Below are 14,760 nucleotides of genomic sequence, written 5' to 3'. Positions count from 1 at the left end.
GCACGCGCGACGGCGATCCGCCCGTGCCGACCGGCAGGGCCTCAGGTCCCCGGCTCCACCGCCTCGCTGGGCGCGTTGCTGCGGTGCTGCCGGGCCAGCATCGCCTCTCGGTGGGCGATGTAGGCGGTGGCGGCGAAGATGATGCCGGCGCCGACCATCGTCCAGCGGTCGATGGCCTCGTCGAACCACAGCCAGCCGGCGAGGGTGACGATCACCAGTTGCACGAAGCTGATCGGGGTCAGCGCCGAGACCTCGCCGAGCTTGAGCGCCCGCGTCCACAGCAACTGGCCGAAGGTGCCGAGCACGCCCGACAGCACCAGCCACAGCCAGGCCATGCCCTGCGGGGGATGCCAGAACCACAGCGCCGCGGGCAGCGACATCGGCACCCAGAACAGGTAGGTCCACAGCACGATGGTGTCCGAGCCGTCTTCGCGCGAGAGCTGCTTGATCTGGATCGCAACGATGGCGGTGATCACCGCCGCGGCCACCGCGACCAGCGACGCCGCGGTGAAGGCATGCGACCACGGCCGCACGATCACCAGCACACCGATGAATCCGGCGATGACCGCCAACCAGCGCCGCAGCCGCACCCGTTCGCCGAGCAGCAGCACCGCGGCGACGGTGACGAAGATCGGCGAGGAATAGGCCAGCGACACGGCTTGGGCGAGGGGCAGGTGGGCGATCGCCCAGAAGCCCATCCACATGCTGACCACGCCGATCAGGCAGCGGATGAAATAGCGGCGCAGCTGGGTGGTGCGCAGCACGCCGCGCAGGTGCGCGCCCGGCGCGCCCGCGCGCATCGCCGGCCACAGCAGCAGCGGCAGCAGGGCGAGCAGGCCGAACAGGTTGCGGAAGAACGCGATCTCGGCGACCGGCTCGGTCCGCGAGGCCAGGCGGATGCAGATCGCCATCAGCCCGAACGCGACGGTGCTGGCCAGCATCAGGCCCGCGGCGCGCAACTGCAGGTTGGCCGCGGGGCCGGCGCTCACCACGCGTCGCCGACGATGCGCGGTTCGGGTTCGATGGCCACGCCGAAGCGAGCCTGCACCGAGGCGGCGATCCGCCGCGCCAGGCCGAGCAGCTGGGCGCCGCTCGCATGGCCATGGTTGACCAGCACCAGCGCGTGCGAGGCGGCCACCCCGGCGTCGCCGTCGCGCTGGCCCTTCCAGCCGCACTGGTCGATCAGCCAGGCCGCGGACAGCTTGCGGGTGTCGTCGCCGGCGCCACGGAACAGCGGCATGCCGGGATGCGCGCCGGCCAGCGCCTCGGCCTGCGGGGCCGGGACGATCGGATTCTTGAAGAAGCTGCCGGCATTGCCGAGCACGGCCGGGTCCGGCAGCTTGCGGCGGCGGATGCGGATCACCGCTTCGGCGACCTGGCTGGCGCGCGGCGCGCCATCGATCCCCATCGCCTGCAATTCCTCGTCGATGCCGGCATAGCCCAGGCGCGGCTCGAACGTGCGCGACAGCGCGAATTCGACCGCGGTGACCACGTGCGCGTCCGGCGCCTGCTTGAAGCGCGAGTCGCGGTAGGCGAAGCCGCAGTCGGCGGCATCAAGGCGGATGAAGCGGCCGTGCTCGCGATCGTAGGCCTCGACCGCATGGATGCAGTCTCGCACCTCGACGCCGTAGGCGCCGATGTTCTGGATCGGCGCGGCGCCCACCGTGCCCGGGATCAGCGCGAGGTTCTCCAGGCCGCACAGGCCGTGGCCCAGCGTCCACAGCACCAGGTCGTGCCAGCCCACGCCGGCGTCGGCGCGGACCACGGCGTCGCGGCCGTCGTCGGCGAGCAGTGCGATCCCGCGCGTCGCCAGCGACAGCACCACGCCCGTGGGATCTCCCGCGAACAGCAGGTTGCTGCCGCCGCCGAGGACCAGCACCGGGCCCTCGCGCAGCATCGCGTAGCCGAACAGCTCGGGCAGGGCGGCGGCGTCGGTCGCTTCCACCAGCAGCGGCGCGGTCGCGGCCACGCCGAAGGTGTTGCGGGCGTCGAGCCGCGCGCGTTCGACGATGCGGTAGCCCGTGCCCGGCATCGGCTCAGACCGGCGGGATGGTGCCGCGGCTGGGGGCTTCCTTGCGCCGGCGCAGGGCCTCGACGCATTCGCCGACCAGTGCCGGGCCGCGGTAGACCAGGCCGGTGTAGAGCTGCACCAGGGTGGCGCCCGCGGCCTGCTTGGTCGCGGCGTCGGCGCCGTGCAGGATGCCGCCCACCCCGACCAGCGGGATCGCCTCCGGCAGGCGCGTGCGCAGCATGCGCAGCACCGAGGTCGACTTCGCCATCAGCGGCGCGCCGGACAGGCCGCCCACTTCCTCGGCATGGCGTGCGCCCTCCACGCCTTCGCGGGCGATGGTGGTGTTGGTCGCGATCACGCCATCCACCTGCAGGTCGCCGAGCACCCGGCCGGCGGCATCGATGTCGCTCTCGGACAGGTCCGGGGCGATCTTGACCAGCATCGGCACGCGCTTGCCGTGCACGCCCGCCAGCGCCTCCTGCGCCTCGCGCAGCACCGACACCAGCCGGCGCAGCGCCTGTTCCTCCTGCAGCTCGCGCAGGCCGGCGGTGTTGGGCGAGGAGATGTTGACGGTGACGTAGTCGGCCAGCGGATACACCTTGCGCAGGCAGTGCAGGTAGTCGTCCTCGGCGGACTCGTTGGGCGTGTCCTTGTTCCTGCCGATGTTGATGCCCAGCAGGCCGTTGCGCCGGCGCGCGCGCTCGACGTTGCGCACCAGGGCGTCGACGCCGTCGTTGTTGAAGCCGAGCCGGTTGATCACCGCCTCCTGCCGCGGCAGGCGGAACATGCGCGGTTTCGGGTTGCCCGGTTGCGGGCGCGGGGTGACCGTGCCGACCTCGACGAAGCCGAAGCCCAGCGCGAGCAGCGCGTCGATGTGCGCGCCGTTCTTGTCCAGCCCCGCCGCCAGTCCCACCGGGTTCGGGAAGGCAAGGCCCAACGCCTTGGTCGGCAACGGCTTCGGCGCCGCGCCGACCAGCGGGTTCAGGCCGCTGCGGTAGGCGGCCTCCAGCGATGCCAGCCCCAGGCCGTGCGCGCGCTCGGCGTCCAGGGCGAACAGCAGCGGGCGCGCGAGTCCGTACAAGGCGTCAGCGGCCGGCGAAGGCGAGGAACGCGGCCAGCCCACCGAAGAACAGGAAGATCGCGAACACCAGCAGCACCGCCATCGCGATCGACAGGTAGCCCAGCACCAGGCCGGCGATCGCCAGGCCGTCGCCCTCCAGGCGCTCCGGCGCGCGGCGGATCTCGCTGCGCGCCATGTGCCCGGTGACCACCGCCGCCACGCTGCCCAGGAATGGCAGCAGGGTCCAGCCGAGGATGCCGGCGACGAGGCTGACCACGGCGAGGCTGCTGGTCTGGCGGAGGGTGGCGTTCATCGGCGTTCCTCAGAGGTCGAACTTGATGCCCTGGGCCAGCGGCAGCGCGTCGGAATAGTTGATGGTATTCGTTTGCCGGCGCATGTAGGCCTTCCACGCATCCGAGCCCGACTCGCGGCCGCCGCCGGTCTCCTTTTCGCCACCGAAGGCGCCGCCGATCTCCGCGCCGCTGGTGCCGATGTTGACGTTGGCGATGCCGCAGTCGCTGCCGCTGGCGGCCAGGAAGGCCTCGGCGCGCTTGAGGTTGGTGGTGAAGATCGACGAGCTCAGGCCCTGCGGGACCGCGTTCTGCATCTCGATGGCCTCGTCCAGTTCCTTGTACTTCATGACGTACAGGATCGGCGCGAAGGTCTCGTGCTGGACGATCGCGGCGTCGTTGCCGAGGCCGGTCACGATCGCCGGCAGCACGAAGTTGCCCGGGCGGTCGATCGCTTCGCCGCCGGTCTCCACCGTGCCGCCCGCGGCCTTGGCCTGGGCGATGGCGTCGAGGTAGGCGTCCACGCCGTCCTTGCTGTTGAGCGGGCCCATCAGGTTGGCCGGGTCGGTGGGGTCGCCGATCTTCTTCTCCACCTGCTTGTAGGCGGTGACCAGCTTGGCCAGCACGTCGGCGTAGATCGATTCGTGCACGATCAGGCGGCGGGTGGTGGTGCAGCGCTGGCCGGCGGTGCCCACCGCGCCGAACACGATCGCCGGGATCGCCAGCTTCAGGTCCGCGGTCTCGTCGACGATGATCGCGTTGTTGCCGCCCAGTTCCAGCAGCGAGCGGCCCATGCGGCGCGCGCAACGCTCGCCGACCATGCGCCCGACCTTGGTGCTGCCGGTGAAGCTGACCAGCGGGATGCGCTTGTCGTCCACGAACTCCGATGCCAGCTCGGTGCCGGCGTCGTTGAACAGGAAGAAGATGTCCGGGAAGCCGGCCTTCTTCAGCGCTTCGTTGCAGATCTTCATCGAGGCGATGGCCGACAGCGGGGTCTTCGGCGACGGCTTCCAGATGCTGATGTCGCCGCACACCGCCGCGACGAAGCTGTTCCAGGCCCAGACCGCGACCGGGAAGTTGAATGCGCTGATGATCCCGACCAGGCCGATCGGGTGCCACTGCTCGTACATGCGGTGGCCGGGGCGCTCGGAGTGCATGGTCAGGCCGTACAACTGGCGCGACAGGCCGACGGCGAACTCGCCGATGTCGATCATTTCCTGCACTTCGCCGTCGCCTTCCGGCTTCGACTTGCCCATCTCCAGCGCGACCAGCGAACCCAGCGCGTCCTTGTGCGCGCGCAGCGCATCGGCGCACAGGCGGATCGCCTCGCCGCGGCGCGGGGCCGGGGTCGTGCGCCACACCTTGAACGCGGCCTGGGCGCGCTCGACGAGGAGGTCGTAGTCGGCCTTGCTCGACGCATGCACGCGGCCCAGCACCTCGCCGGTGGTCGGGTTGACCGGCTCCAGCACGCCGGCGTCATGGGTCTTCGACCATTCGCCATTGCCGAGGTAAGTGCCGGATTCGACGGCCTGCAGGCCGAGTGCGGTGAGGACGGGATGGGACATGGACGGCTCCGGGCGTTGGGCGCGACGCGGCGGGCGCGAGGCGCGGGATACGGTGGCGAGGTGGCGACCCCGGCGCGATTCGAACGCACGACCTGTCCCTTAGGAGGGGACCGCTCTATCCAGCTGAGCTACGGGGCCACAAGCCCGCGATTATCGCAGCAGCGCCGCGACTCGGCCAATCCGACGAACGATCTGGCGAATCGCCGATGACATTTTCGCAGATCGCCCGGCCTGCTTCACCACATCCGCAGGCGGTCGCGCAGCGCGTCGGCGTCGTTCGCCATGGCCTCCGCGTGGCTGGGCCGCGCCAGCATCGCCGCCAGCGCGGGCGGGGTGGCGACCGGGTGGCCCAGCAGCGGCTCCACCACTTCGGGGAACTTGGCCGGATGCGCGGTGGCCACCACCGCCCAGTCGCCCGGTTCGCCGCGTGCGCGGAGGTGGTCGAGGACCTCGGCGGCGCAGGCGGTATGCGGGCAGGCCACGTAGCCCCGACGCGCCTGCGTGCGCACCACCGCGGCGCGGATCGCATCGTCGTCGACCGCCTCGGCCCGCAGCACGCTGCGCAGTTCGCCCGCGTCGGGATACAGCCATTGCAGGCGTTCGAAATTGCTCGGCGCGCCGACGTCCATCGCGTTCGCGAGGGTGGCGATGCTGGGTCGCGGCGTGTAGTCGCCGCCGGCGAAGAACGCGGGCAGCACGTCGTTGGCATTGCTGGCGAGCACGATGCCGCCGATCGGCATCCCCATGCGCCTTGCGAGCAGGCAGGCCAGCGCATTGCCGAGGTTGCCGGTGGGCACCACGAAGCCCAGCGCGCGGCCGGTCGCGCGCCAATGGCGCAACGCGGCGTGCGCGTAATACGCGGCCTGCGGTAACAAGCGGCCCAGGCTGATGCTGTTGGCGGAACCCAGCGGCACCTCGGCGCGATAGGCGGCATCGGAGAGCAGGGCTTTCGCGATGTGCTGGCAGTCGTCGAAGCTGCCGTCGACGCGGAACGCGCGGATGTTGTCGCCAAAGCAGCCCAGCTGGTGGGCCTGGCGCGGGGACACGCGTCCGTCCGGATACAGGATCGCCACGCGGAAGCCCGGACGCCCGTGGAAGGCGGCGGCGACCGCGGCGCCGGTGTCGCCCGAGGTGGCCACCACGATCGTCAACGGCGTGTCGCCGCGCGGGAGTGCCGCCAGGCAACCGGCGAGGAAGGCCGCGCCGTAATCCTTGAACGCCGCGGTCGGGCCATGGAACAGCTCGAGCACGTGGTCGCCGGGGGCGCCGAACGGCTGCAGGGGCGGGGCGATCGCCAGGGCATCGCTGCAGATGCCGGGCAGGGCCGCCGCCAGCGGGCCGTCGGCGAAGAACGGCGCAAGCAGGCGGGTGGCGACCGCGGGCAGGCTGGCGTCGTCGTCGAACTCGGCGGGTGCGCGACGCGGCCAGTCGTCCGGCATGTACAGGCCGCCATCGGGCGCGAGCCCGGCGGCGATGGCGTCGGCGACGGTGGTCGCCGGCGCGCCGCCACGCGTGCTGCGGGCCTTCATGGCAGCAGGCCTGCGGCGGGGGCGGCGATCGGGGTGAGGTGGCGATCGCTGCCGAAGCCGGCATCGGCGAAGGCCGCGGCCATCGCCTCCGCGGCGATGCGCGCCTGCGCCTCGGTTTCGCACCAGGCGAACACACTGGGTCCGGCGCCGGAAATGCTGGCGCCCATCGCGCCGGTGTCCAGCGCGGCCTGCTGGACCGCGGCGAAGCCCGCGATCAAGGGTGCGCGCCGCGGTTCCACCAGCACGTCACGCAGGCCGGCTCGGACCAGGTCGGCATCGCCGCGTTCGCAGCCCAGCAGGACCTGCGCGAGGTTGGCGCTCTGGGCGACGAACTCCTTCAACGCGTAATCGCCTTGCAGCGCGGCACGCGCGCGTCGGGTTTCCAGCACGGCGTGCGGATGCACGACGGCGGCATGCCACGCCGCGGGCACCTGCACCCGGGTCACCCGCGATGCGGTGGCGAGCACCAGCCCGCCGAGCAGCATCGGCCCCACGTTGTCGCCGTGGATGCCGCCGCTGGCCACGACTTCGCCGGCAAGCGCGCAGGGATACAGCGCCTCCGGTGTGAGCGGCGCATCCAGCAGGGCGTTCGCCGCAACCAGCGCGGCCACGCAGGACGCCGCCGAGCCGCCCAGCCCGGAGCCCAGCGGAATGCCTTTCTCCAGGCTCAGTTCGAAGCCGAACGGCACGCCGGCGACCTGGCGCAGCGAGATCAGCGCCATGCCTGCGGTGTTGCGCTCGGGTTGCAGCGGCAGGTCGGTGACCGTGCCGCGGATCGCGGCGATGCGCACCACCGGCTCGTCGATGCGGCGCACGTGGGCGATGTCGCCGATCCCGGCGATGGCATGGCCGAGGATGTCGAAGCCGACGCCCACGTTGCCGACCGATCCCGGCGAGAAGGCGCTGGCCATGTCGCCGCTCACAGGCGCGCGCCCAGCGCGGCGCACAGCCGCAGCAGGTCGGAGAACACGCCGGCCGCGGTGACCTCCGGCCCGGCGCCCGGACCCTGCACGATCAGCGGGTTGTCGCGATAGCGGCGGGTGGTGAATTGCACGCAGTTGTCCGTCAGGCGCAGGTGGGCAAAGGCATGGTCGGCGGGCAATTCGCGCAGCGCAACCCCGGCGCTGCCGTCCCGCTGCAGGCGGGCCACGTAGCGCAGCACGCAGCCGTTCGCGCGCGCGGCCTCGAGCCGCGCCTGCATCGGCGCATCCATCGCCGGCAGGCCGGCCATGAAGCCGTCGCGGTCGGCATCGCGCAACGCGTCCGGCACCAGGCTCTCCACCTCCACGTCGGCGAGCGACACCGGCAAGCCGGCCTCGCGCGCCAGGATCACCAGCTTGCGGGCGACGTCGGTCCCGGACAGGTCGTCGCGCGGGTCGGGCTCGGTGTAGCCCAGCGCATGGGCCTCGCGCACCAGTTCGGAGAACGGCCGGCTGCCGTCGAACTTGTTGAACAGCCAGGCAAGGGTACCGGACAGGATGCCGTCCACCGCAACCAGGTCGTCGCCGGTGTCGAGCAGGTCGCGCAGGGTGGAGATCACCGGCAGGCCGGCCCCGACCGTCGCTTCGTAGCGGAAGCGGGCGCCACCGCGCGCGCGCGCGGCACGGATCGCCTCGTAGCGCGCCAGCGGGCCCGCGCCCGCCTGCTTGTTCGGCGTGATCACGTGGATGCCGGCGGCCAGCCAGTCCGAATAGTGCGCGGCGACCGCGTCGCTGGCGCTGCAATCGACCACCACCGCATGCGGCAGGTGGCTGTCCAGCAGGTGCGCGCCGAGCGCGGCGAGGTCGGTCGCGACCGGCGCGTCCTGCATGCGCGTGCGCCACTCGGCGGCGTCGCGGTGCTCGCACAGCCACATCCGCCCGCTGGTCGCGAGGGCGCGCAGGCGCAGGTCGATATTGGCATCGCGGCGCAGGCGCGGCAGCGCCTCCTGCAACTGGTCGAGCAGGGCGGCGCCGACCTTGCCGGGGCCGATCACCGCCAGCGCGATGGTCTGCGGCGACAGCCAGAACGCCGCGTGCGCCGCGCGCAGGGCGCGGGCCTGGTCGGCGGCGGCGATCGCCACCGAGATGTTGCGCTCGGAGGCGCCCTGCGCGATCGCGCGGATGTTCACCCGTGCCCGCGCCAGCGCGTCGAACAGCCGCGCCGCGACGCCGGGCGTGCCGGCCATGCCGTCGCCCACCGCGGCCAGCACGCTGATGCCCGGCACCACCTGCACGCCCTGGACCTGCCCGCTGCGCAATTCGCGCGAGAACGCGTCCAGCAGCACGTCGCGGGCGGCATCGGCATCGAGCTCGCGCACCACCGAGCAGATCGAATGTTCGGAGCTGCCCTGCGAAATCATCACCACCGACACCCGCGCCGCGTGCAGCGCGGCAAATACCCGCTCGGCGGTGCCGGGCACGCCGATCAGGCCGGCGCCCTCCAGGCTGACCAGGGCCAGGCCGGTGTTGAGGGTGAGTCCCTTCACCGGGCCGCCGGCATCGCCCTCGGCATCGATGCGGGTGCCGGGGAAGCCGGGGTTGAACGTGTTGCGGATCAGGATCGGCAGGCCGCGCGCGATCGCCGGGGTCATCGTCTGCGGATGGATGACCTTGGCGCCGAAATAGGCGAGCTCGCAGGCTTCCTGGTAGCTCATCGCGGGCAGCGGGACCGCCTCCGGCACCAGCCGCGGATCGGCCGACAGCACGCCGTCGACGTCGGTCCAGATGTGCAGCTCGCCGGCCTCGAACAGGGCCGCGAAGATCGCGCCGGAAAAGTCGCTGCCGTTGCGGCCGAGCACGGTCGGCAGGCCGTCCGCATCGCCGGCGACGAAGCCGGTGGCCACTACCCGCGCTTGCGGATGGGCGCGTCGCCAGTCCGCCAGGCGCGCGGCGCTGGCGTCCCAGTCGACGATCGCCCCAAGCTCGCCGTGGCGCACGCGCAGGACCTCGCGTGCGTCCAGCCAGGCGTAGTCGCCGCCGCGCTGGCGCAGGTGCGCCTGCAGCAGGCGCGACGACAGCACCTCGCCCATGCCCTGGATGCGTTCCAGCGCGGCGCGCCCCGGCTGCCGGAGCAGGCCGACGGCGGACAGCAGTTCGGCGAGCTGCGCGCCTTGCGCGTCCAGCCAGGCGTCCATCGCCGGGTCGTCGCCCAGCAGCGCCTGCGCGGCCTCGCGATGACGCAGCCGCAGCGCGTCCAGCCCGGGCCGCCAATCGGCGCCGTTGGCCGCGGCCTCGGCCAGCGCGATGAGCGCGTCGGTCACGCCCTGCATCGCCGAGGCCACCACCACTTGCACCGGCTCCGGCGCGTCGAGCATCAGCTCGGCGACCCGGCGGATGCGCGCGGCATCGGCCAGCGAGCTGCCGCCGAACTTGTGCGCGCGGCAGCGCACGTCGGCGGGGTGTCGGGAGGGGTCTGCGGCGTCCTGCACGGGTACGGCGTTCATCGGGGCTCCGGGGTGGGGCCTCGCGTCCGGCAGGGAGGGGATCGTCGCCCCGTCGCTCTGTCGAGTGCGGGGCGGTGGTCTTGGGAGGTTATCCAGGCATGACCGACCGCACCGGCGTGGTACCGGTACCGGTGATGGTCGTGGTGGTGGTCATGCGGGACATGGGCCGACTCTGCTGCAGCGCAGCGAAGGCTGTCAAGCGGTGGTTGCGGGTGGAACCGATTGGTCGATGGGGGTCGATCGCAATGGCTTGTACGTCATTTGTGCTAACATGTGCGCCATTGTACGCTAACAGGAGTCGCCGCCATGTTGCCTGCCACCGCGGCCCGTTCAGCCCGCCTCGGGCTGCGCACGACCCCCGCACAGGAAGCCGTGCTGCGCCGTGCGGCCGACGTCGCGCACAAGTCGCTGACCGATTTCATCCTGGACGCTGCCTATCAGGCGGCCGAGCAGACCTTGCTCGACCAGCGCCTGTTCATGGTGTCCGGCAGCCAGTACCAGGCGATCCTGGACCTGCTGGATCGCCCGGAATCCGAAAACGCGGGACTGAAGGACCTGTTCTCTCGCCGTCCGGTCTGGGCCGAAAAGTGAGATTGACGGCACCTCAACCGCTCGATGCCTCGCATCGGGTGGAGGTGTTCGATTGCGGCAAGCCGACCCTCACCGAATGGTTGCTGCGCCATGCGCATCAGGCGCAAGGAAGCGGTTCGGCGCGCACATTCGTTTCCTGCGATGGCCCGCGTGTTGTCGGCTACTACAGCCTGACCGTCGGCCAGATCGACACGCTCGATGCGCCTGAGAGGGTGCGCAAGGGAATGGGGCAATACCCGATACCGCTGGTCATCCTGGCGAGGCTTGCGGTCGATCTGGACTACCAGCGGCGTGGTCTGGGGTTCAGTCTGTTGCAGGACGCCATCCATCGTGCCATCGCCGTTGCCGAACACGCAGGCATCCGCGCGATGCTGACGCAACCGCTGGATGGCGAGGCGGATGCGTTCTATCGGCGCTTCGGTTTCGAGCCGCTGCCGATGGGCGAGCGGCATCTGATCTTGTTGCTCAAGGATGCGCGGCGGATGGCGAGGACGCTCGCTGGTTCTGCTTGATGGTTTGGGTGCGTGCGTCAAACATCGACCAGATCCAGAATGGAAAGGCGAAGATGAAGGCTGCCCCGGCCGATCCGAGCAACCACAAGAACAGAATCGCGCCAATCACGATCATCCAGATGCCTCGTGAAGTTGCACCGGCATAGACCTGTCCTGCGCCCGACCACACGAAGCTCAACAGCACGGCGACTGCCGGGTCCTTTGCGGTGGGATGGACGACAGGTATTGCAGTGCTGTGCTTGGTGGTGACTTGCTGGCCCCCGCAGTGCTGGCAGTAACGCGCAGCTTCATCGATTCTGTTTCCGCAGTTTCGGCAAAATGCCACTGTCGTATCCTCCTGTACCAACGAGTTCACCACTACTGCTCAGGATTTTCTGCTGCACTGTCAGCTGCCGAAACGGCGTCATGCAGTGCTTGATCATTTGCGCTTCTGCTGTACTCGCCACATTGCCGAGCCTGCATGCTCGAGATGCCAGAATTCAGCGATCTTGCATAGGAAAGAAACTGATCTCGAGTACAGGAGCCCCCGGTTCTTTCGTAGTACGAATACTCGGCATCGAACTCGGTTTGAAACGACGAAAGCTCGTCAGGCGCGATTCTGGCGCAATCAAGGCTGATTTCTGCCCTGATCCCTTCCGGCAATCTAGCGATATCTTCCTCGAACTTCGCGAGGCTCTCGAAGTAGCCAGGATTTGTGAGGCCGAACTCCGATGGTGAGCCGAACTGGCGGCAAGACTGCTTGATTGCCGTGATGGCCATGTCCTTGAGCTCGGCAAGCTGTTCTTGCTGAGCGGCGATTTGTTCGACCTGTCGTGCTGTTTTCTGATCCATTTCAGCGCGTGCCAAGGACGCTTCATCCTGTCCGCAGGCCGCCAGTACTTTCTCGACCTCGCCGGAACGATCAATAGCCAGTTCATATGTGCCTGTTCCATTGCCGATTTCGAGCAGCATGGGAAGCGCCTCGCCAAGCATCGACGAGGCGATGAATACCGCCTTGTTTGCGTACTCTCCCAGTGCGAAATAGGTGTAAAGCGGAGTGCTGAAGACATTCCCGTCCTTGAATTTCACCCGTGCGACTGGCATCGAGCCATTCTCCAGATGCAGTGCGGAAAATGCACTTTGTTCTGTTGGCGATTCCATGCTTCCGACGATGGATTGGATTGTCATCCCTGTCTTTCTGGATTGCGGGTTGCAAGTAATTTCGACGTGGAATTGCGTATTGCGGCTGTCGAATGGATAAACACGAGTGGCGGCCAACGTTTTCCCGTCAATGCCGGAAGTCGTCTCGCTCAACTCCCACTCGCTCGTCGAAATTGTCGATGCGGCTGTATCGAACCAACTCCTTATGCTGCCGGCACCCGAATTGCGTGACCCATCGGCCTGACTTGTCAACGTATTCGCCACGGCGGCAAGAAACCAAAATCCGCCTGCCACGGCCAGGATTGCAGTCTTGATTCCCCGTCCTCCAACTTCAATGGGGTGGATCTTGGCCTGCTCGGCGAGGCTCTTGCGCTTCAACAAGTAGGATGAAAAACCGATGATCCAGAGCATCAGAGTGACGATGCCCCATGCGCCGGCTGACATGTTGAACAAGCCTTTCCCGCCGGGGATTTTTCCGATCTTGTGCTTGGTGGCGTCCAGATAAACCCAGACGGCAGAGGCCGCGACGACTGCAACCATGAGTGCATTGAGCAGGGGCATGTGCGGCTCCTAGACGAGATCGTTGATGCTTCGCTCAGCGAGCTGTGCGGTTGCCTTCTCGCTGGGTGAGTCGAACCCCTCATCCCGCAGCCGTTTTCGGATGTCTCGCTTCCAGGCGGCGGCGGTAGGAGCATCCGTGGCTGCGAGTGACGAGGCGTAGCGTTCCTCGAGCCGATGGAATGCCGCGATATCGTGATATGCGCGCTTCAATCGGCGCTTGTTTTCAGCCGCAACCCGCTGATTGGTTGCGGTCCAGTATGTGATCGAGCCTGTGATAAGGCTTCCCAGCACTGCGCTAAAGCCAGTCACCACGGCCAATAGAATCGAATCGTCCATTCGTTCCCCCTGAAGGCTAGGCTGTTCAGCAGCCAAGTCGCATGCGATCAGGGTGCGACAACGTTACGAAACTTCACATAAGAATTTTTCCAGCAGCCCGCTGGTCTGTATTCCATGTATTGTCTAACTTGCAGGCGTCCGGAACGCCACGACCAATCGCATCCCACGTGCACCGCTGCGAATGCGCAACCGCCCACCCAGCAACAACACCCGGTCGCGGATCCCCTGCAGCCCCATGCCGCCGTTGCGCAGCCGTAGCGATGCCGGGTCGATACCACGCCCATCGTCTTCGATGCTCAGCCCGATGCGGATACTGCTGCCGATGCTACGCGCTCGCAGGCGAACAAGAAGATTGCAGGCATCTGCATGGCGCACCGCATTGGTGGCCGCTTCCTGCACGATGCGGTAGATCGCGGTCTGGGTGTCGTCGTCCAGTCGTTCCAGCAGGCCGTCGCCGTCTTCGATATGCAGTCGATAGGCCATGCCGCTGGTTTCCATCAGGTCGCGGATGCTGCCCTGCTGTAACGACCGAGCCAATCCGAAGGCATCAAGACCGGCGGGGCGCAGGCTGTTCATCAGGCCGGATACGCGCCTCCGCATGTGGTCGAGGATCTCGCGCAGGGGCGCGAAAGCCTCGGGATCGCCGGCCTTGCGTTCGGCCAGCTTGATGCGGGTTTGCAGGGCAGTGAGGTTTTGCCCGAGTTCGTCATGCAGTTCCAAGGCGAGCCGGCGGCGGAGGTCTTCGGATATGGACAGGTTGCGGCGAGCGGCGCTACGCAGTTCATCGGAGAGGCGATCCAGACGGACATTGCCCGCAACCAGTGCATCGTTGCGCGCAGTGAGTTCGTCCACCGAGGCGCCAAGCAACAACCCGGACATGCCGATGATGGACAGGAACAACTGGACCTGAACGGCCGCCGCAGTATTGCCGGTCAGGATGCTGGCGGAGGCCACGGCGATATTGGCCAGCGGCAGGGCGATGGCCACGCCGCGCCAGCCGGTTCGCAGGGCGAAATACAGGACAGGCAGGGCGCACAGGCTCGTCGCGAAGAAATACACCGAAGCTCCTAGCAGATCCAGAGTGCTGGCATACAGCAGCAGGGCGGGCAGCAGGACCAGCGGGATGTCGCGCTTCCAACGTTGTGTCTGTGCGGCTTCGGAGCGGTTTCGCAATAGCAGCAATCCGAGTGGCGCCAGCATCAGCGTGCCGTTGATGTCGCCGAGGGCGATTTGCAGGAAGAGTTCCAGGCTGGATTCCGGCACTTCGCCATCGAACGGACGCCATGTGTTGAACACGGCATTCCCCAGCGCCGATGCGGCGATGGCCAGGAGCAATCGCTGCATCGACGAGGCATCGTCCAGCAACAGCGGCTGGCGAGAATGTCGCAACCACCACGGACCACTCATCAGGCCGATCATGCGGGCGAGGGTCAGCGCGGTCATCCAGCCGCCATGGCCGGTAAACATCTGCAAGCTATCCGGCAGGTAGATCGCCCACTCGGCAACCAGCAGGGCCGGCCAGAGCCGTGGTGGTGTGAACAGCAGCCACAGGAAGCGCCAACCTGCGGGCGGATGCCAGTACAGATTCGCGGGCAGCACCAGCAGGTAATGGCCTGCGGCATAGAGGGCCACGGCCAATGGCCACCTGGCCCAGGCGGGAAGCATGTGTTGCATCGGTCACATGGTAGCCGCGGCCGGACGGGCAACGGCGACTGGAAAAATTCCAGTTGGCACCATCTGC

General features: G+C 68.4%; 14 protein-coding genes and 1 tRNA gene. 2 read left to right on the top strand and 13 right to left on the bottom strand.

The genetic code is table 11. From position 1 onward, the window contains the following. Positions 1-41: 41 nt before the first annotated feature. From ON759_RS12435 to thrA, 9 genes are all read right to left on the bottom strand, one after another. Positions 42-941 carry a DMT family transporter gene (locus ON759_RS12435; protein ID WP_271680722.1) on the bottom strand — a complete coding sequence of 300 codons (900 nt, stop codon included), beginning with the start codon at positions 939-941 and terminating at the stop codon, positions 42-44. A 44-nt stretch (positions 942-985) separates the two neighbouring features. After that, positions 986-2,032 (bottom strand): UDP-N-acetylmuramate dehydrogenase, encoded by a 1,047-nt coding sequence (gene murB, locus ON759_RS12430; RefSeq protein ID WP_271680709.1) that lies wholly within the window; start codon positions 2,030-2,032, stop codon positions 986-988. 4 nt (positions 2,033-2,036) lie between these two features. Next, a complete protein-coding gene (locus ON759_RS12425) occupies positions 2,037-3,092 on the bottom strand; it encodes a quinone-dependent dihydroorotate dehydrogenase (protein WP_271680708.1) in 1,056 nt (351 codons plus the stop codon). Positions 3,093-3,096: 4 nt separating this feature from the next. Then, positions 3,097-3,384, bottom strand: coding sequence for a DUF4190 domain-containing protein (locus ON759_RS12420; protein WP_271680707.1), 288 nt, complete (start codon positions 3,382-3,384; stop codon positions 3,097-3,099). 9 nt (positions 3,385-3,393) lie between these two features. Then, on the bottom strand, positions 3,394-4,926 hold the full coding sequence (amaB, locus tag ON759_RS12415) for an L-piperidine-6-carboxylate dehydrogenase (protein WP_271680706.1): 1,533 nt from the start codon (positions 4,924-4,926) through the stop codon (positions 3,394-3,396). 61 nt (positions 4,927-4,987) lie between these two features. Further along, positions 4,988-5,064: transfer RNA gene (locus tag ON759_RS12410), tRNA-Arg, on the bottom strand. Between the two features lie 98 nt (positions 5,065-5,162). Further along, entirely contained in the window at positions 5,163-6,455 is a 1,293-nt protein-coding gene (thrC, locus tag ON759_RS12405) for a threonine synthase (RefSeq protein ID WP_271680705.1), read from the bottom strand. Then, complete coding sequence (locus ON759_RS12400) at positions 6,452-7,366, bottom strand: homoserine kinase (protein ID WP_271680704.1); 915 nt, start codon at positions 7,364-7,366, stop codon at positions 6,452-6,454. The genes thrC and ON759_RS12400 overlap by 4 nt, the downstream gene beginning before the upstream one ends. Before the next feature lie 8 nt (positions 7,367-7,374). Next, positions 7,375-9,879 (bottom strand): bifunctional aspartate kinase/homoserine dehydrogenase I, encoded by a 2,505-nt coding sequence (thrA, locus tag ON759_RS12395; RefSeq protein WP_271680703.1) that lies wholly within the window; start codon positions 9,877-9,879, stop codon positions 7,375-7,377. Positions 9,880-10,185: 306 nt separating this feature from the next. Between thrA and ON759_RS12390 the strand changes: the two genes are divergently transcribed. Together ON759_RS12390 and ON759_RS12385 are read left to right on the top strand one after the other, a co-directional pair. Continuing rightward, positions 10,186-10,470 (top strand): type II toxin-antitoxin system TacA family antitoxin, encoded by a 285-nt coding sequence (locus ON759_RS12390; protein ID WP_271680702.1) that lies wholly within the window; start codon positions 10,186-10,188, stop codon positions 10,468-10,470. Positions 10,471-10,508: 38 nt separating this feature from the next. Next, complete coding sequence (locus tag ON759_RS12385) at positions 10,509-10,982, top strand: GNAT family N-acetyltransferase (RefSeq protein ID WP_271680701.1); 474 nt, start codon at positions 10,509-10,511, stop codon at positions 10,980-10,982. On the opposite strand, the gene ON759_RS12380 is transcribed toward ON759_RS12385, so the two are convergent. The 4 genes from ON759_RS12380 to ON759_RS12365 all read right to left on the bottom strand — a co-directional run bounded on the left by ON759_RS12380 (position 10,936) and on the right by ON759_RS12365 (position 14,651). After that, positions 10,936-11,337, bottom strand: coding sequence for a zinc ribbon domain-containing protein (locus ON759_RS12380; RefSeq protein WP_271680700.1), 402 nt, complete (start codon positions 11,335-11,337; stop codon positions 10,936-10,938). The genes ON759_RS12385 and ON759_RS12380 overlap by 47 nt on opposite strands. Positions 11,338-11,339: 2 nt before the next feature. Further along, on the bottom strand, positions 11,340-12,683 hold the full coding sequence (locus ON759_RS12375) for a hypothetical protein (protein ID WP_271680699.1): 1,344 nt from the start codon (positions 12,681-12,683) through the stop codon (positions 11,340-11,342). Positions 12,684-12,692: 9 nt separating this feature from the next. Next, positions 12,693-13,019, bottom strand: coding sequence for a hypothetical protein (locus ON759_RS12370; protein ID WP_271680698.1), 327 nt, complete (start codon positions 13,017-13,019; stop codon positions 12,693-12,695). A gap of 123 nt (positions 13,020-13,142) precedes the next feature. Beyond that, positions 13,143-14,651 (bottom strand): MASE1 domain-containing protein, encoded by a 1,509-nt coding sequence (locus ON759_RS12365; RefSeq protein WP_271680697.1) that lies wholly within the window; start codon positions 14,649-14,651, stop codon positions 13,143-13,145. Positions 14,652-14,760 lie beyond the last annotated feature (109 nt).

The organism is Thermomonas mangrovi (assembly GCF_028201335.1).
Taxonomy (GTDB): Bacteria; Pseudomonadota; Gammaproteobacteria; order Xanthomonadales; family Xanthomonadaceae; genus Thermomonas; species Thermomonas mangrovi.
Note: the sequence above shows the minus strand (reverse complement) of the source record. Positions and strands in the feature narration are given on the sequence as shown.

Coding starts and splice junctions, on each gene's coding strand:
- ON759_RS12435 (WP_271680722.1), bottom strand. CDS start 941: ATGCTGGCCAGCACCGTCGCGTTCGGGCTGATGGCGATCTGCATCCGC.
- ON759_RS12370 (WP_271680698.1), bottom strand. CDS start 13,019: ATGGACGATTCGATTCTATTGGCCGTGGTGACTGGCTTTAGCGCAGTG.
- murB (WP_271680709.1), bottom strand. CDS start 2,032: ATGCCGGGCACGGGCTACCGCATCGTCGAACGCGCGCGGCTCGACGCC.
- ON759_RS12390 (WP_271680702.1), top strand. CDS start 10,186: ATGTTGCCTGCCACCGCGGCCCGTTCAGCCCGCCTCGGGCTGCGCACG.
- amaB (WP_271680706.1), bottom strand. CDS start 4,926: ATGTCCCATCCCGTCCTCACCGCACTCGGCCTGCAGGCCGTCGAATCC.
- ON759_RS12375 (WP_271680699.1), bottom strand. CDS start 12,683: ATGCCCCTGCTCAATGCACTCATGGTTGCAGTCGTCGCGGCCTCTGCC.
- thrC (WP_271680705.1), bottom strand. CDS start 6,455: ATGAAGGCCCGCAGCACGCGTGGCGGCGCGCCGGCGACCACCGTCGCC.
- ON759_RS12420 (WP_271680707.1), bottom strand. CDS start 3,384: ATGAACGCCACCCTCCGCCAGACCAGCAGCCTCGCCGTGGTCAGCCTC.
- thrA (WP_271680703.1), bottom strand. CDS start 9,879: ATGAACGCCGTACCCGTGCAGGACGCCGCAGACCCCTCCCGACACCCC.
- ON759_RS12400 (WP_271680704.1), bottom strand. CDS start 7,366: ATGGCCAGCGCCTTCTCGCCGGGATCGGTCGGCAACGTGGGCGTCGGC.